Origin of the sequence: Flavobacterium cheonanense (genome assembly GCF_039539185.1) — a bacterium.
In the GTDB taxonomy this organism is placed as follows: Bacteria; Bacteroidota; Bacteroidia; order Flavobacteriales; family Flavobacteriaceae; genus Flavobacterium; species Flavobacterium cheonanense.
Genome location: NZ_BAABCT010000008.1, coordinates 56,771 through 74,879 on the forward strand (window position 1 = coordinate 56,771; position 18,109 = coordinate 74,879).

Annotated in this window: 11 protein-coding genes and 1 pseudogene; 9 read left to right on the top strand and 3 right to left on the bottom strand. The window is 30.5% G+C overall.

What is annotated here, in order from left to right; genetic code table 11:
* Positions 1–3: 3 nt before the first annotated feature.
* Positions 4–435, bottom strand: a complete 432-nt coding sequence (locus ABD766_RS13160; RefSeq protein ID WP_344817111.1) for a nuclear transport factor 2 family protein — start codon at positions 433–435, stop codon at positions 4–6.
* A 135-nt stretch (positions 436–570) separates the two neighbouring features.
* Here ABD766_RS13160 and panB point away from each other — a divergent pair, with 135 nt between their 5' ends.
* The 7 genes and pseudogenes from panB to ABD766_RS13195 all read left to right on the top strand — a co-directional run bounded on the left by panB (position 571) and on the right by ABD766_RS13195 (position 11,466).
* Positions 571–1,389 carry a 3-methyl-2-oxobutanoate hydroxymethyltransferase gene (gene panB / locus ABD766_RS13165; RefSeq protein ID WP_298306090.1) on the top strand — a complete coding sequence of 273 codons (819 nt, stop codon included), beginning with the start codon at positions 571–573 and terminating at the stop codon, positions 1,387–1,389.
* Between the two features lie 33 nt (positions 1,390–1,422).
* A complete protein-coding gene (locus tag ABD766_RS13170; protein ID WP_344817112.1) occupies positions 1,423–2,118 on the top strand; it encodes an RluA family pseudouridine synthase in 696 nt (231 codons plus the stop codon).
* Positions 2,119–2,197: 79 nt separating this feature from the next.
* Entirely contained in the window at positions 2,198–3,574 is a 1,377-nt protein-coding gene (locus ABD766_RS13175) for a hypothetical protein (RefSeq protein ID WP_344817113.1), read from the top strand.
* A 3-nt stretch (positions 3,575–3,577) separates the two neighbouring features.
* A complete protein-coding gene (locus ABD766_RS13180) occupies positions 3,578–4,906 on the top strand; it encodes an aldehyde dehydrogenase (RefSeq protein WP_344817114.1) in 1,329 nt (442 codons plus the stop codon).
* A 60-nt stretch (positions 4,907–4,966) separates the two neighbouring features.
* A complete protein-coding gene (locus ABD766_RS13185; RefSeq protein ID WP_344817115.1) occupies positions 4,967–9,007 on the top strand; it encodes a PAS domain S-box protein in 4,041 nt (1,346 codons plus the stop codon).
* Positions 9,008–9,031: 24 nt separating this feature from the next.
* Positions 9,032–9,898: pseudogene (gene ypfJ / locus ABD766_RS13190) on the top strand (KPN_02809 family neutral zinc metallopeptidase).
* 245 nt (positions 9,899–10,143) lie between these two features.
* Entirely contained in the window at positions 10,144–11,466 is a 1,323-nt protein-coding gene (locus tag ABD766_RS13195) for a hydroxymethylglutaryl-CoA synthase family protein (RefSeq protein WP_344817116.1), read from the top strand.
* Between the two features lie 57 nt (positions 11,467–11,523).
* Here ABD766_RS13195 and tnpA read toward each other — a convergent pair whose 3' ends face one another.
* Together tnpA and ABD766_RS13205 are read right to left on the bottom strand one after the other, a co-directional pair.
* A complete protein-coding gene (gene tnpA / locus ABD766_RS13200; protein ID WP_344817117.1) occupies positions 11,524–11,973 on the bottom strand; it encodes an IS200/IS605 family transposase in 450 nt (149 codons plus the stop codon).
* Positions 11,974–12,057: 84 nt separating this feature from the next.
* Positions 12,058–13,593, bottom strand: a complete 1,536-nt coding sequence (locus ABD766_RS13205; protein WP_344817118.1) for a YifB family Mg chelatase-like AAA ATPase — start codon at positions 13,591–13,593, stop codon at positions 12,058–12,060.
* A 181-nt stretch (positions 13,594–13,774) separates the two neighbouring features.
* On the opposite strand from ABD766_RS13205, the gene ABD766_RS13210 reads away from it, so the two are divergent.
* The gene (locus ABD766_RS13210; protein ID WP_344817119.1) at positions 13,775–16,768 is read left to right on the top strand and encodes an amidohydrolase family protein; all 2,994 of its coding nucleotides are present in this window, start codon (positions 13,775–13,777) and stop codon (positions 16,766–16,768) included.
* Between the two features lies 1 nt (position 16,769).
* A complete protein-coding gene (locus tag ABD766_RS13215; RefSeq protein WP_344817120.1) occupies positions 16,770–18,068 on the top strand; it encodes an amidohydrolase family protein in 1,299 nt (432 codons plus the stop codon).
* Positions 18,069–18,109: the final 41 nt, after the last annotated feature.

The following is an 18,109-nucleotide window of genomic DNA, read 5'->3' on the forward strand; positions in this document are numbered from 1 at the left end:
AAACTATTTTCTTCTTGTATCAATGCAATAGATGATTCTCCAAATACCATTCTCCTTAAAAAGTGTAAAAGCATTCACACCAGAATGACTTAATTTTCCATTTATGTAGAATTCATAAGGTGTCCAAACATGTGCCATCGTGCCATCAACTTGAATAGAATAATTTAAAATCTTTTCTTCAAATTTAAAATCATTTGGAATAGTTGCAATAGAATTATAGAACTCTTTAGCCGATTCATCAGATAATTTGGCTCCTTTTACATTTTCCATAATCGATTGAAGAATGATTTTATCTGAACAAACTGATTTCATTTTAACAGTATCTTTAGCATGAAAACCTTCAAAAAAAGTTTCAATAACTTTCTGAACTTCTTGATTTTGAGCTTGAATAGAATTAGCAAAAATCATTATTAAGAGAAATATTGTTTTTTTCATTTTAGAACAAATTTATAATTACATGAATATTAGTATATTTTTAGTTGTATTTATTACAAAACTAATCGATTTTATTACTTTTACAACCTCTTAATCTAAGAAGTCTAAAAATCTAATCATCAAAGAAGTCTAAATATGTCAGTAGCCAAAAAAGATTACAAACGAATTACAACCAAATCATTAATTGAAATGAAAGCCAATGGCGAGAAAATTTCAATGTTAACCGCCTATGATTTCACTATGGCAAAAATCGTTGATACTGCTGGTGTTGACGTAATTTTGGTTGGAGATTCAGCTAGTAATGTAATGGCTGGTCACGAAACGACTTTACCTATAACTCTTGACCAAATGATTTATCATGCCTCTGGTGTTGTTCGTGCTATTGAAAGAGCTTTGGTTGTAGTAGATTTACCTTTTGGAAGTTATCAATCTGACCCAAAAGAAGCATTGCGTTCGTCTATTAGAATCATGAAAGAATCTGGTGGACATGCAGTAAAATTGGAAGGTGGAAGTGAAATCAAACAATCTATAAAAAGAATCTTAGCTGCTGGAATTCCAGTGATGGGACATTTAGGTTTAACACCACAATCAATCTACAAATTCGGAACTTATACCGTTCGTGCTAAAGAAGATGCTGAGGCAGAGAAATTGATTGAAGATGCCAAATTATTAGAAAAATTGGGCTGTTTTGCTTTAGTTCTAGAAAAAATTCCTGCTGCTTTAGCCGAAAAAGTTTCTAAAAGCATTTCAATTCCTGTTATCGGTATTGGCGCCGGAAGTGGTGTTGATGGACAAGTACTTGTAATTCATGACATGCTTGGAATGAATAATGAATTCAGTCCAAGATTCTTACGCCGTTATTTAGATTTATACGATCAAATGACGAAAGCTATTGGAAATTATGTAGCTGATGTAAAAAGTCAAGATTTTCCTAATGCGAATGAACAATACTAGTAATTAGTGAATAGTAATTAGTAAATAGTAATTTTGGCAGAGAAAATCGTTTCCAACAAATCCAACCTACAAATTCTTCACGAAGACAATCATATTATTGTGATTAATAAACGTGTTGGAGATATTGTGCAAGGTGATAAAACTGGAGATAAGCCGCTTTCTGAAATTGTTAAAGAATATATCAAAGATAAATACAATAAACCAGGAGAAGTTTTTCTAGGTGTTGTTCATCGATTGGATAGACCTACAACTGGAATTGTTGTTTTTGCTAAAACAAGTAAAGCATTAGAACGTTTAAACAAGATGTTTAGTGAACGTGAAACCAATAAAACCTATTGGGCTGTTGTAAAAAACAAACCACCAAAAACTGAAGACAACCTAATTCATTTTCTAAAAAGAAATGAAAAAAACAATACTTCCAAAGCGCATTTAAAAGAAGTTCCTGAAAGCAAAAAAGCTTCTTTGGATTATAAAATCATCAAAGAATTAAATAATTATTTTGCTTTAGAAATCAACCTTCACACAGGAAGACATCATCAAATTCGCGCACAATTACAAGCCATTGGTTGTCCGATTAAAGGAGATTTAAAATATGGTTTTGACCGCAGTAATCCTGATGGAGGTATTCATCTTCATGCTCGAAAATTAGCTTTTACTCATCCAGTTTCAAAAGAACAAATTGAAATAATTGCTTCTACTCCAATGGATGCCATTTGGAATTCGATTTAAAAAGATTAACTTTACTCCACAATCGCATAGGGTTTTATGCGTTTTAATTGTTATTAACCCAAATTTACAATTATAATCTATGAAAAAATTCATCTTATTATCCTCATTTCTAATGTCGGTAACGGCATTCTCACAAGACCATTTTGCGGGTTTAACCAATTCTAGTAGAGTAGGAATTTTGACAACTTCAATAAATCCTGCCGAATTAGCTAATATGTCTAATAAATTTGAAATTAATGTTGTAGGAGTTAGTTTTAATGTAGCAAACAACAAAATTGGATTTAGTGATTTAACATCTGATAAAGATATTGAAACATTGCTTTTTAAAGGAAATGAACCTGTCAATCTTAGAGTTGACGCTGAAGCCTATGGATTAGGATTTGCTATAAAACACAAAAGTTGGGCTTTGGCAATTACTTCTAAAATAAACGGCAAACTTGATGCGGTAGATATTGATACAAAACTTGGAGACGCATTGGTCAATTCAGGTTTAAATAGTGTTTTAGGTTCTAGTTCAATTAATAATAATTACAACCAAAGACTTACAGGAACAACTTGGGGTGAAGTTGGTTTTACTCTGTCTAAAAATCTTTTAGATAAAGAAAAATATAAAGTAAATGTTGGTGCTACTTTCAAATTGTTGTTTCCAGGTTCTTATTCTAATTTGGGTTTAGATAAATTTAATGGAACAATTAATAATGTTGGCTCTCAAGTATATCTAAACAATACAACTGCCAATTTAAATATTGCTTACTCAGGAGCATTAGCCAATAGTTTTTCAAATTTTGAGGATTATTCAAAATCGGTTTTTGGAGGATTAAACGGTTTTTCAGGTGATATCGGAATTAACTTCCAATGGAAAGATGAGCCGGAAACCAATCCGAAGAAAAATCAAAATAAATACAAATTCAACGCTGGTTTAGCACTTAGAAATATGGGCTCTATGACCTTTAGTGATAATAATAATTATAACACCAATTACACTTTAAACATTCAACCTACCATTGCAAATCCTCTAGGTTTAAACCTAAATCAGTTTGAAAACATCGATAATCTTCAACAGATTGAAACCATATTAATCAGTCAAGGTTATTTAACAAAGCAACCTGAAAAGAAAGACTTTAAAGTAAAGCTTCCATCTATTTTCTCTGCTTATGTAGATGTAAAAATAATCTCGAGACTCTTTGTTTCTGGTTATATTCAGCAAAAAGTGAATGATGATAATAGTAACGATCAAATTACTGCTCAAAATAGTTTCACTATTACTCCAAGACTAAATTTAGGCTTTTTTGAAGTTTATTCTCCTTGGACAAGCAATGAAATATCTGGATTTAATGGCGGAATTGGTTTTAGAGTTGGAGGATTTTATTTAGGCTCTGGTTCTATAATTACAGCAGCAATTAATGATAGTAAACAAGCTGATATTTATGGTGGATTTAGATTAGCATTTTTATAAATCATGGAATATAAAACGAGCATCAGTTACCGAAAAGAAAAGCTGAAACAACTTCTACAGGTTGTAGTAAATCATGAAAAGGAGATTATATCAGCGCTATATAATGACTTTAAAAAACCAGAATTTGAAGCCGTTGTAACTGAGACCAGTTATGTAATTTCCGACTTAAAAGACACCATTAAAAGCATCAATAGTTGGGCGAAACCTAAATGGGTTTTACCTTCGCTATTAAATTTTCCTTCATCAGATTATATTCTGCATGAACCTTATGGAAAAGTACTAATAATTTCGCCTTGGAATTATCCTTATCAACTGGCACTTTGTCCTTTAATTGCAGCTGTTGCAGCAGGAAATCAAGTTGTCGTTAAACCATCAGAATTAACTCCTAATACATCAAAAATTATTGCGAAAATAATTTCTGAAGTTTTTGATAAAGAACATGTTGAAGTTATAGAAGGTGGAATTGATGTTTCTGAAAAGCTGCTATCACAACGTTGGGATTATATTTTCTTTACCGGAAGTGTGACTGTTGGCAAAATTGTTGCTAAAGCAGCTGCCGAATTTTTAACACCAGTTACTCTTGAACTTGGCGGAAAAAATCCATGCATTATTGATAAAAACTGCAATATTAAATTGACTGCTAAAAGAATTGTTTGGGGAAAATTTATTAATGCAGGACAAACCTGTATTGCGCCAGATTATCTATTAGTTAATCAAGAAATCAAACAAAAACTAATCGATGCTTTAAAAGAAGAAATTATTCTTGCTTATGGCGAAAACCCAGAAAATTCAAAGGATTTTGCTAGAATTGTAAATACTAAAAATTGGACGCGATTAAACTCTTTTTTAGAAAATGAAATTATTTTATTTGGAGGAAAAATTAATGAAGTTGACAATTACATTGCTCCTACTTTATTAGAGGATTCTAAGCTTGATAGTTTAGTTATGCAAGAAGAAATTTTTGGACCCATTTTACCAATAATTAGCTTTAAAGAGGAATCTGAAATTGAAAAGATAATTTCTAAATATGAAAAACCTTTGTCTCTTTATGTTTTTTCAAATAATACAAAATGGGCAAAAAGTATCGTAAAAAAATATTCTTTTGGTGGTGGTTCCATTAATGACACTGTTGTACATTTTTCTAACAAACGCTTGCCTTTTGGAGGTGTTGGTTATAGTGGAATTGGTGCCTATCATGGCAGATTAAGTTTTGAAACTTTCTCTCATAAAAAATCAATTGTAAATAAATCTACTTGGCTTGATTTACCTATGCGATATGCTCCATACAAAGAAAAACTAAAAACTCTTAAAAAATTATTGAATTGGTTGTAAACAATTTAAAAGATTAATTTATTTTTTATATCTTGCTAAGAAATTTATAATTATAATTGAATGATTATAAACATTACTCTATTCAATTCTTTTCAAAATGGTTGCACGGAAAATTTATTTGGTTTTCTCCAACCTTTTATTGCTTTTAAGACGATTCCATTATTGTTTTTTTTTAAAGAATGGTTTATTCTAATCTCTTTAGCTATAATTATCTTATATATTCTTTTTGTTTTTTTTATAAATAAAAAGAAAAAAGATAGCTTTATCAAAAACTTTTCTAGTTATGTAGCAAAAGAAGAACAGTACAATATGTATCTACTCTTCTTAGGAATTTCAGTTATCTCAGTCGAAATAATTTTAGAAATATTTAAAATTAGAAATTCAAGCCAACTTATATTGAAGACAATAATTGGATTGTTTTTGATATCTATTTACCTTTTAAATGCTAAAACTAAGCTACTTAAAAATTCATTTTCTACTATATTTATTTTATTATATCTAAGTTACTTTTCCTATAACATTTACAATATTATTTATAAACCATTTGAACTTTTTAGCTACGTATCTTTAATTGTAAATTTTTTTCTTTCTTATTATGTTTTCAAAAATTTATTACAATATTGGACATTTGTTAGTATTGTATTTCTTTTTACAATAAGCCTTTTTCAACAAGATATTCTACCAACAGATTTAGTAATTATATTAATAACATCTTTTATATTCACAGTTGCTATTCATTCTGCCAATCATATTTCAACAAGTAATACTCAAAACAGATTTCTATTTGCCAATGAAATTGTAAATCGTGGAAATATTATAACTATTGCAACAAATAAAAAAGGAGAAGTTTCTTTTTGTAGTAATCAAGTACTTAGTTTTTTAGGATATACTCCAAATGAAGTATTAGGATTAAAGTTTTGGGAATTAACCGAAGATGCCGATTTTATTGGTGAAGCCTATCATGATGATTATATTGATAACAGACTTTACGTTAGAAAACTAAAATGTAAAAATGGAGAGTATAAATACATCCAATGGAAAGACAAAAAGTTTTCTGATGACTTAATTATAGGAATTGGACAAGATATCACAGAGCAAATCAGTATACAAAATCAATACAAAAATTTAATTGAAAATGCCAACGATATAATCTATGAAACTGATACCAAAGGAAATTATGTTTTCATAAACAAACATTCAGAAATTGTTACAGGCTATAAATTAGAAGAACTTTATGGCAATCACTATTCCTTGCTAATCCGAGAAGATTATAGAAAAAAAATTATGAATTTTTATTCTAAACCTCTCAATAATGTAAATGATTTTCCAACAACAGTTTTTCCAATAATTAAGAAAAATGGAGACTCTGTATGGTTATCTCAAAACGTATCTATTAAGAAAAATGAATATAATAAAATAATAGGATATACAGTAATTGCTAGAGATATAACATTAATCAAGGATATCAAAATTGAGAAATTAAGAAAAGACAGAAAAGTAAGAGCTTATAATGAAACCTTAAAAAATATTACCTTTAAAAACCATTTAAAGTCTGAAAATTTTGATGTTGTTCTATCCAATATATTAAAATTGGTTGCTCAAAAAGTTGATGTAAACAGAATCAGTTATTGGAAATATGAAACTGATAAACTAATTTGTCTAAAATTGTACATCCAGAATCGAAATAAATTTGAAAATGACATTGTATTATTAAAAAATGACTTTCCAAACTATTTCAAAGCCGTCGAAAATGAAACTCAAATTGTTGCCACTGATGTCTACAGCAGTTCTGAAACAGCAGAATTTTGCTCAGATTATTTTCCAAAATTTGAAGTAAAATCATTACTAGATACACCTATCTATATAAATGGCTCTTTAATTGGCGTATTATGTATAGAATCTACCACAAAAATTAAACAGTGGGATAATGAAGATATCAATTTTTCTCGATCTATTGCTGATTATTTAACTGTTGTAATTGAAACCAATCAAAGATTAGAAGCCGAAAAGAAATTAGCTTACAAAAGTGATTTGCTTACAGCAATTACAAAAATCACTAATAAATTACTGAGTGAAAAGAATTTAGAATCCATTTTTGATGAAATACTATTAACAATCGGTGAAGCTGCAAATGTCGATAGAGTACATTTCTTTGTAAATGATAGTAAGGCAGATACTATTCAACTTAAACATGAATGGGTTGCCAAATCAATAGATTCTCAAATTGAAAATCAAGAATTAAAAAATTTTCCAAATAAAAATTTTAGAGAATTACTAAATATTTTGATTGATAATAAAGAATACAATTTTCTTGTCAAAGATTTAGGTAATTCAATAGCAAAACAAAGTCTTGAAAAAAGAAAAATAATATCATTATTAAGGTTACCAGTATTTGTAAAAAACGAGTTTTATGGCTTTATAGGTTTTGATGATTGTAAACAAGAACGTATTTGGAACGAAGATGAAATAAACATTCTTAGAACATTAGCAAACAATATCTCATCTGCAATTGACAGAAGCATCAATGAACGAATAATTCTAGAAAGTGAAGAACGATTTAAGTTATTAACCGAAAACATTCCTGGAACAGTATATTTATCTAATTATGACGATAAATGGTCTGATATTTATTTAAATGATGAAATTGAAAATTTAACTGGTTATCCAAAGACAGAATTTTTAGAAAATAAAATTTATTTTATAGACTTAATTCATCCTGATGATAGAGTTAAAGTCGATAACGATGTTGAATTAGCCATCCAAGAAAAGAAAAAAATTCATAATATTTTTAGAATATTCAATAAAAATGGTGATATTAAATGGGTTGAAGAATTTGGTGATGTTATCTACAAGGACGGAAAAATTAATTATATAGAAGGAATTCTTATTGATATAACTAAACAAAAAGAAAACGAAAATGCAATTAAAGCTAAAGAATATGCTGAAGCTGCAAATAAAGCAAAGTCAGAATTTTTAGCTAATATGAGTCATGAAATAAGAACTCCATTAAACGGAATTATTGGTTTCACCGACTTACTAAAGAATACAAAACTCGAAGATATACAAAAAAAATACATGAATACTATTAATGAATCTGCACATTCATTGATGGGAATTATAAATGATATTTTAGATTTTTCAAAAATAGAATCAGGGAAATTAGAGTTAGATATCAAGAAATATGATCTAATTGAAATTATTAGTCAAGTAATAGAATTAGTAAAATATGATACCAACAAAAAAAACTTAGATTTAGAGGTTACAATAAATGAATCTGTTCCAAAATATGTCTTTGTTGATATTGTTAGATTAAAACAAATATTAATTAATCTATTAGGAAACGCTGTTAAATTTACTGAAAAAGGAAAAGTTACCCTATCTATAAAAACTTTAGAGTCCATTTCAGAAAATAAAACCAAAATAAGATTCTCAGTTATAGATACCGGAATTGGGATTAAAAAAGATTTTCAAAAAGAAATTTTCAATGCCTTTTCACAAGGTGACAATTCAACTACTAGAAGATTTGGAGGGACAGGTCTTGGATTAACAATTTCTAATCAACTGCTTTCTTTAATGGATAGTAAGTTAAATTTAGAAAGTGAAATTGGAAAAGGTAGTGAATTCTTTTTTGATGTGACTTTGAAAACATCGAACGAAAAAAGCTCACAATTAATTGATAATTTTAATGTAATAATAAATGAAAAAGAAAAACCCGATTTTGGTCATGAAAACTTCAAAGTATTGATTATAGAAGATAATAAAATAAACATGCTTTTAGCAAAAACTTTAATCAAGCAAATTATTCCAAACGGAACAATCTTTGAAGCCGAAAACGGAAAAATTGGTGTTGAAAAATTTAATATATTGCATCCCGATATAATTCTAATGGATGTACAAATGCCTATCATGAATGGCTATGAAGCAACACAAGAAATAAGAAAAACAACAAAAGGAAGACATATTCCCATCATTGCGTTAACTGCTGGCACAGTTGTTGGTGAAAGGGAAAAATGTTTGGAAGTAGGCATGAACGATTATGCTTCCAAACCTATTCTAAAAGAAGTTCTTGAAGGAATAGTTTCAAAATGGTTAAAAAATTAAAAAACTAAACAAAATTATTAAATTATGAAATGGATTGGAAATCGTAAAAGTGATAACGTAGAAGACAGAAGAGGAATGTCTGGAGGCGGAAAAGCTGTAGTAGGTGGAGGTGGATTAGTAATCGTATTTTTTCTTGTGAAAATGTTTTTCCCAGAAGCGGCACCTTTACTTGATACATTTTAACAAAACCAAGCAAATCAGCAAACTCAACAAACTGGTGAACAACGTGAATTAACTCCTGAAGAAATAGAAATTGGAGATTTTGCAAAAACAGTTTTTGCCTACACTGAAGATACTTTCGGTCAAATATTTCAAGAAAATAATTTACAATACGAACAACCAAAAATGGTACTTTTCTCTGATGCTGTAGAAACCGCTTGTGGTAGTGCAACAGCAGCATCTGGACCTTTCTACTGCCCAGGTGACAAAAAAGTATACATGGATTTACGTTTCTTTGAAGAATTAAAAACTCGTTTCGGTGCCAAAGGTGGTGACTTTGCAATCGCTTACGTAATTGCACACGAAGTTGGACATCACATTCAAACCATTACAGGAACTTCTGGTAAAATGAGACAAATGCAACAAGGTATGAGTCAAACTGAAGCAAATAAACTTTCTGTTTGTTTAGAATTACAAGCCGATTTTTATGCAGGTGTTTGGGCACATTATAACAAACAATATCTTGAAGAAGGTGATATAGATGAGGCGCTAAGTGCTGCACATGCAGTTGGTGACGATGCAATTCAAAGTAAAATGCAAGGTCATGTTCAACCAGATACTTTCACTCATGGAACATCAGAACAAAGAAAATACTGGTTTAAACTAGGATTTTCAACAGGAGATGTATCTCAGGGTGATACCTTTGCAAAATATGGTTATAGTTTAAGATAAAACAACAAAAACATAGTAAAAAAGAGCAATGATTAAAATTGCTCTTTTTTTTTTGAATTAAATCAAAGTAAAGAATTCTCTTATTGTTATGATTTTGACTAAAACAAACCAAATAATTTTATAAAAGATAAAAAAAGTAGGTAAAAATTATCACTTTAACAATTCGTCTTTTAATGCCAAAAAATTAAATATTGTTCAATGCTATTTATAATTTCAAATAGTAATTTTGTCTAAAATTTACTATTATGAAAGTCGGAATTGACAGCATTACATTTGACCTACCAAAAATACATTTACCTATAAAAGTTCTTGCAGAAAACAGAAACATTGAACCCGAAAAACTTGTAAAAGGTTTAGGCTTACATAAAATGAGTTTTTCAGATGTTCACCAAGATGTCGTAACTTTTGCTGCTAATGCTGTTTACAAACTTATCCAACAAGAAAACCTAAACCCAAAAGATATTGCTCGAATTTATGTTGGAACAGAAAGCGCTGTCGATTCTTCAAAACCTATAGCAACTTATATAACTTCATTATTAGAAAAACAATTGGGCGAAGGAAGTTTCAATTATTGTGATACTTTAGACATGACTTTCGCTTGTATTGGAGCTGTAGATGCTTTTCAAATAACTCTCGATTTCATCAGATTGAATCCAACCAAAAAAGTCATAGTTGTAGCCACAGACAATGCCAAATACGATTTGAATTCTACTGGTGAATACACTCAAGGTGCTGGAGCAATTGCTATGTTAGTTACTGCAAATCCAAGAGTTTTAGCATTCTCTCAAGAAGTTGGCGTTTCTGCACAAGGTGTTTTTGATTTTTTTAAACCAAGACGCTACTTTTCTAAAGAAGAAGTTCTAAATACAAATGACAATCCTGAATGGTTTGGAATTCTTGAAAATGAAATTGCTTTCTACAAAGAACAACCTGTTTTTGACGGACAATATTCTAATCAATGCTACATCAACAGAACTTCTGATGCTTATTTCAAATACAAAGAAATCACCAACCAAAATGGTAAGTTGTATGAAAGTTGGGAAAACATTTTGATGCACCTACCCTATTGTTTTCAAGCTCGAAGAACATTTGTAGAAATTTTTGCCAAAGAAAATAATCTAACAGAAGATATAAAAACCATTTCAAAATCAACTGAATATTTAGAATTTGTAAACCAAACTATTTTCCCCTCAGAAATCGCTTCTGGTCAAGTTGGAAATATGTACACTGGATCTATTTTCCTCGGAATGTTATCTACATTATGCTATCATATGCAACAAAATTCGGATTTAACAAATAAGAAATTCGGATTCATAGCCTACGGAAGTGGTTCAAAATCAAAAGTTTTCGAAGCCGAAGTTCAAGAACATTGGCAATCGGTAATTGAAAAAACTCAATTATTTGAAACACTAAACAATTCCACAGAAATAGATTTTGGAACCTACATTTCACTACACAAAAAAGAAAGAAAACACTCTGTTTTACAACCTAAAAATGAATTTGTTTTAGATTATATCGAAAAAGAAAATCCTGTTTTAGTTGGTGCTAGGTATTATAAATTTCAATAGCCAACACCTTAAGGTGTTGGCTATTAATTAGTTTTATTATAGAGGCTTTAGCCAAAATTATTTTTCTTTAACTATTTTATATTTATCAATAATCTCATCATATTCAGATTTAAAAGTTCTTTTCTTATGATGACTTTCTTGATTTTTAATATAATTTCTTACACGAGGTAAAATAGATTCTGAGATAGATAAAGCAAAATATTCATCTTGCCATTCGAATTTTTTTCCGGATAAATTAGGGAAAAGATGGTTGTTTTTATTAATCCAATAAGAAGATTCTCCTTTAATTAATTGCATTATTTTATCGACACTCTGATTTATTTTCAATGATATTAAACAATGACAATGATCTTCATATCCATTAATAAAATCAATATGAATATCTTTTTTTATAGCATTTTCCTTTATATGTTTCCAAACTAGTTGTCTTGACTCAATTGTATTTAAATAAGGAAATCTGTTTTTTGTACTCCATACAAAATGGATATATATTTTTAGATAAGGCATAGATTTACTTTTTTTGGCTTTTTTTTATTTTTTATTTTTTCCTCTAGCTGAAGCTAGAGGCAATTCAGGATGATTTTTTCAAAATCATCCAAGCCATCCATCTCTGTCTAAACTTCTGTATTGAATAGCTTCTGCAATATGATTGGAAACCACAATTTCTGAATTTTCTAAATCAGCTATGGTTCTAGCTACTTTCAAAATTCTATCAAAGGCTCTTGCAGAAAGATTCAATCGCTCCATAGCAGTTTTTAGCAATTGTAAAGATGCTTCATCTAAGGCACAATATTCTCTAATTTGTTTCGAATTCATTTGTGCATTATAATGAATATTATCAAATGCCGCAAATCGTTTGCTTTGAATTTCTCTTGCTGCTGTTACTCTCTTTCTAATTTCAATACTACTTTCAGATTTTCTTGTTTCTGTTAATTTATCAAACGGAACTGGAGTTACTTCAATATGAATATCAATTCTATCTAAAAGTGGTCCTGAGATTTTACTCATGTACCGTTGCATTTCGTGTGGCGAAGAACTTTGTGGCGCATCTGGATCATTAAAATAACCACTCGGACTCGGATTCATACTCGCAACCAACATAAAAGATGATGGATAAGTAATTGTGAATTTAGCTCTCGAAATAGTCACTTCCCTATCTTCCAAAGGTTGACGCATTACTTCTAAAACCTCTCTTTTAAATTCTGGTAACTCATCAAGAAACAAAACGCCATTATGAGATAAAGAAATTTCTCCAGGTTGAGGATAACTTCCTCCTCCAACAAGAGAAACACTTGAAGCAGTATGATGTGGTGCTCGAAATGGTCGTTGACTCATCAATCCAGCGTCTTTAATTTTTCCGGCAACAGAATGTATTTTAGTTGTTTCTAATGCTTCTTTCAACGTCATTGGTGGTAAAATACTTGGCAATCGTTTGGCAAGCATTGTTTTTCCTGAACCTGGTGGACCGATTAAAATAATGTTATGTCCACCAGCTGCGGCAATTTCCATACATCTTTTAATAGACTCTTGACCTTTAACATCTGAAAAATCAAACTCTGGAAAATCTAATTCTTTGTAGAATTCTTCTCTTGTGTTTATGATTGTTGGTTCTAAAGTTCCTTTTCCTTCAAAGAAATTGATTATTTCGGTTACATTTTCAATACCATAAACTTCTAATCCATCAACAACTGCAGCCTCTTTGGCATTTTGTTTTGGCAGAAAAAAACCTTTAAAACCTTCTTCTCTCGCCTGAATTGCAATGGACAAAGCACCTTTTATGGGCTGCAAACCTCCATCTAAAGACAATTCACCCATAATGACATATTTATCTACATCATCGGCTTTAATCTGACCAGAAGCTACAAGAATTCCAACGGCTAATGTCAAATCATAAGCGGATCCTTCTTTACGCAAATCAGCTGGCGCTAAATTTATGGTGATTTTTTTTACTGGTAATTGATAACCATTATTTTTGAGTGCAGCAGCAATTCGATAACTGCTTTCTTTAATGGCGTTGTCGGGCAAACCTACTAGATGGTATCCAACTCCTTTATCAATATTTACTTCAACAGTGATTGTTGTGGCTTGAACGCCAAAAACGGCGCTTCCAAAGACTTTTACTAACATGGCGTATATAATTAAGTTACAAATATCTAAAAAAAATTTATTCAACAAAAACTTTTGACTTTTTTATTCATCATCAGTTCTTCATTTCATTCTAAAAAAGTTAAAACTCAAAAAAAAATAAACAAAAGTTTAGTAATACTAAAACGTTTTTTTACTTTTAGCGAATATACTATTAACCACTATGAAGAAAATTCTATTTCTAATTGTACTTAGTTTAATTACTAGCACAATTTCCGCACAAGATTATTTTCCAGTCAATGAAAATGTAAAAAATAAAAGCACTAATTATACTGCTTTTACCAATGCAAAGATTTACGTTACACCAACTCAAGTTATTGACAAAGGAACATTGTTAATTTTAAATGGAAAAATTATTGCGGTTGGCACAACTGTTTCAATTCCTAAAAATTGTCAGGTTATTAACATTGAAGGAAAATCTATTTATCCCTCATTTATTGATATTTACACCAATTTTGGAGTAGAAAAACCGAAAGCAATTAGCAGTTTCGAAGGTGGTCAATTATATGATACTAAACGAAAAGGATATTATTGGAACGAACACATTCGTCCAGAAATAAATGCTTTTGAAATATTTAAGTATGATGAAAAAAAAGCAGAGGATTTCTTAAAAATTGGCTTTGGTGTTGTTGGAACTCATAATCAAGATGGCATTGCTCGTGGAACAGGAAGTTTAATAGCACTTAATAATGCTCCTAATAGTTCTAAAATTATAAGTAATTCCATTTCAAATCATTTTGGATTTACTAGAAGTTCTGGTTCGGCACAATCGTATCCAAATTCTCTAATGGGAATGATGGCACTTCTTAGACAAATGTATTATGATTTAGACTGGTATAAAAAAGGAAATTCTGAAACTACCGATTTGTCACTTGAAGCTTTAGCTAAAAATGAAAAATTAATACAGATATTCGCAACAGAAGATAAATTAAATAGCTTAAGAGCATCAAAAATTGGAAACGAATTTAACATCAATTACCTACTTAAAGGTTTCGGAAACGAATTTGAACGCATCGACGAAATCAAGAAAACAAATGCCAAATTCATCATCCCAATAAATTTTCCAGAAGCTTATGATGTTTCCAATATATTTCAAGCCAATCAAATGGAATTAAATGATTTACGCTATTGGAATCAAGCTCCTACCAATCCGAAAGTATTGTCGGATAACGGAATTACTTTTGCGCTAACCACTGATAAACTTAAAAAATTAGACGATTTTAGAACCAATCTATTACGTGCAATTAAGTTAGGATTTGATAAGACTAAAGCTCTAGAATCATTAACAACTATTCCTGCACAAATGCTTGGTAAAAGCAACGAAATTGGCAGTTTAAAAGTAGGTAGCTATGCCAATTTTCTAATCACATCTGGAGAAATATTTAGTGAAGAAACCCTACTTTTTGAAAACTGGGTACAAGGAACAAAATATGTAGTAAACGATGGAACCATAAAAGATATTCGTGGCGATTACGATTTAACCCTAGACAATGATACCTACAAAATGAAAATTGAAGGAAAAATTGCTAGTCCAAAAGTAAATATCAAATCAAAAGAAGATAAAACAGTAAGTTCTAAATTATCTTTTTCTAACAATTGGATTACACTTATTCTCAAATCAAAAGATACTATCAATCCATCAATAAATAGATTAACTGGATATGTTGAAAATACTTCAAGTCTATCTGGTAAAGCTATTTTAAATAATGGCAAAGAAGTATCGTGGAGCGCCATAAAAACAGCTCCTTTTGTAAATAAAGAAGAAGTAAAAGAAGCTGAAAAACCTTTCAAAGTCTTTCCGGTAACCTACCCTAATTTACCTTTTGGAAATTCGCAAAAATTAGCATCACAAAATTTACTATTTAAAAATGCAACGGTTTGGACCAACGAAAAAGAAGGCATACTTCAAGAAACCGATGTATTAGTTAAAAATGGAAAAATTGTAACCATCGGAAAAAATATTTCGGATGCTAGTGCTAGAATAATTGATGCTAAAGGCAAACACATTACTTCTGGAATAATTGATGAACATTCCCATATCGCAATATCAAGAGGTGTAAACGAATCTGGACACAACTCTACTGCAGAGGTAACTATAGAAGATGTTGTAAATTCTGAAGATATTAATATTTACAGAGAACTTGCTGGTGGCGTTACAACATCACAATTACTTCATGGTTCTGCTAATCCAATTGGTGGTCGTTCGGCCATTGTTAAATGGAAATGGGGATTGGCACCAGACGAAATGTTGTATAAAAACCAACCAAAATTTATCAAATTTGCCTTAGGTGAAAATGTAAAACAATCTAATTGGGCAGACCAAAATCCGACACGTTATCCTCAAACTAGAATGGGTGTTGAACAAGTTTTTACCGATTATTTTCAACGTGCCAAAGAATATGATGACGCTTGGAAAAGCTACCGTGCTAATTCAAAAAATACTAAAGCACCAAGAAAAGATTTAGAATTACAAACCCTTGCAGAAATCATCAACAAAGAACGATTCATTACTTGCCACTCCTATGTGCAATCTGAAATATTAATGATGATGAATGTGGCTGAAAAATTCAATTTTAAAATGAATACCTTCACTCATATTTTGGAAGGCTATAAAGTAGCTGATAAAATGAAAGAACATGGTGTTGGTGCCTCTACGTTCTCCGATTGGTGGGCTTATAAATTTGAAGTTAATGATGCCATTCCCTACAATGGTCCGATAATGCATAATGCTGGTGTGTTAGTTGCTTACAATTCTGATGATGCTGAAATGTCTAGACGCTTAAATCAAGAAGCTGCCAAAGCTGTAAAATACGGCAATGTTTCTGAAGAAGAAGCATGGAAATTTGTAACACTAAACCCTGCAAAATTATTACATATAGATGATAAAGTAGGAAGCATAAAAGTTGGTAAAGATGCCGATTTAGTAGTGTGGAATGAAAATCCGTTATCTATTTACGCAAAAGCAGAAAAAACAATCATTGAAGGTGTAGTATATTTCGATATTGAAAAAGATACCATACAAAGAGAAGCAATTACAAAAGAAAAAAATGAATTGATTAGTCAACTGCTTGAGGAAAAAAATAAAGGAATGCTTACGCAAGAGCCTATAAAAAAAGAAAAGAAAGAATATCATTGTGACACTTTAGAAGAAAACTAAAATGAAAAATTTATATATAGTTATTGTGATTTTAAGTTTAACATCAAACTTAATCGCTCAAAAAAAACCAGCTGATAAACAAAGTAAATCCGTTTTAATTATGAACGGAACAGCTCATTTAGGCAACGGAAAAGTTATTGAAAATAGCATCATTGCTTTTAAAGAGGGTAAATTGCAATTTGTCGCCGATGCAACTCTTATCAGAATTGATATGAATACTTATGATATAAAAATTGATGCTGCTGGCAAACACATTTATCCCGGATTTATTGCTCCAAATTCCACATTAGGATTGGTTGAAATTGATGCCGTAAAAGCCTCTGATGATGAAGATGAAATTGGAAACTTTAATCCAAATGTCAAAAGTTTGATGGCTTACAATTCTGAATCAAGAGTAACCGAAACAGTGGTTAGTAATGGTATTCTTACAGCACAAATCACTCCAAGAGGTGGAAGAATTTCTGGATCATCTTCTATCGTTCAATTAGACGCTTGGACTTGGAAAGATGCCGTTCTTAAAGAAAATGACGGTATTCACTTGAATTTTCCAAATACTTTTAGAACTGGTCGTGGAGCAGAAAATGGTGTTATTGAAGTTAACAAAGACTACAACAAACAAATTGAAGAAATTGTAAATTTTATAAACGCCGCGAAGAGCTATTCTAGCAGTACTCCGAAAGAAAGAAACCTTGTACTTGAAGCAATGAAAGGATTACTTGACGGAACACAAACACTTTTTATTCATGCCAATGACGAAAAACAAATTATTGATGCAATCAATCTATTCAAAGAAAACGGAATCAATAAACTAGTTATTGTAGGAGGATATGAAGCTTATAAAACAACAGAGTTGTTACTAAAACACAACATTCCTGTTCTTCTAAGACGTGTACATGATATGCCTGTAAATGACGATCAAGATTATGACCTTCCTTTCAAAATGGCTAAAATACTTACCGATAAAGGAATTCTTGTTGGACTTGAAAATAGTGGAAACATGGAGCGTATGAATACTCGTAACCTACCTTTTCTTGCTGGGACTTGTGCTGCATACGGACTTGATAAAGAAATAGCCTTACAACTAATAACTTCTAATACAGCCAAAATTTTAGGAATAGACTCTTTTTGTGGAACCTTAGAAGCAGGTAAAGACGCAACTCTATTCATCTCAGAAGGTGATGCATTAGACATGAGAACCAATAAATTAAAGGAAACTTTTATCCAAGGTAGACTCATTAACTTAGAAAATCATCAAAGCAACCTTAATAAAATATACAAATCAAAATATAATCAAAACTAAAAAGTAAAATATTTCATTCTTTTTGTAAAATAAAGTTGTCT

Bases quoted from the DNA above. Each gene is read 5' to 3' on its own strand.
- ABD766_RS13160 (WP_344817111.1), bottom strand. From the start codon at position 435: ATGAAAAAAACAATATTTCTCTTAATAATGATTTTTGCTAATTCTATT.
- panB (WP_298306090.1), top strand. From the start codon at position 571: ATGTCAGTAGCCAAAAAAGATTACAAACGAATTACAACCAAATCATTA.
- ABD766_RS13175 (WP_344817113.1), top strand. From the start codon at position 2,198: ATGAAAAAATTCATCTTATTATCCTCATTTCTAATGTCGGTAACGGCA.
- ABD766_RS13180 (WP_344817114.1), top strand. From the start codon at position 3,578: ATGGAATATAAAACGAGCATCAGTTACCGAAAAGAAAAGCTGAAACAA.
- ABD766_RS13185 (WP_344817115.1), top strand. From the start codon at position 4,967: ATGATTATAAACATTACTCTATTCAATTCTTTTCAAAATGGTTGCACG.
- ABD766_RS13195 (WP_344817116.1), top strand. From the start codon at position 10,144: ATGAAAGTCGGAATTGACAGCATTACATTTGACCTACCAAAAATACAT.
- tnpA (WP_344817117.1), bottom strand. From the start codon at position 11,973: ATGCCTTATCTAAAAATATATATCCATTTTGTATGGAGTACAAAAAAC.
- ABD766_RS13205 (WP_344817118.1), bottom strand. From the start codon at position 13,593: ATGTTAGTAAAAGTCTTTGGAAGCGCCGTTTTTGGCGTTCAAGCCACA.
- ABD766_RS13210 (WP_344817119.1), top strand. From the start codon at position 13,775: ATGAAGAAAATTCTATTTCTAATTGTACTTAGTTTAATTACTAGCACA.
- ABD766_RS13215 (WP_344817120.1), top strand. From the start codon at position 16,770: ATGAAAAATTTATATATAGTTATTGTGATTTTAAGTTTAACATCAAAC.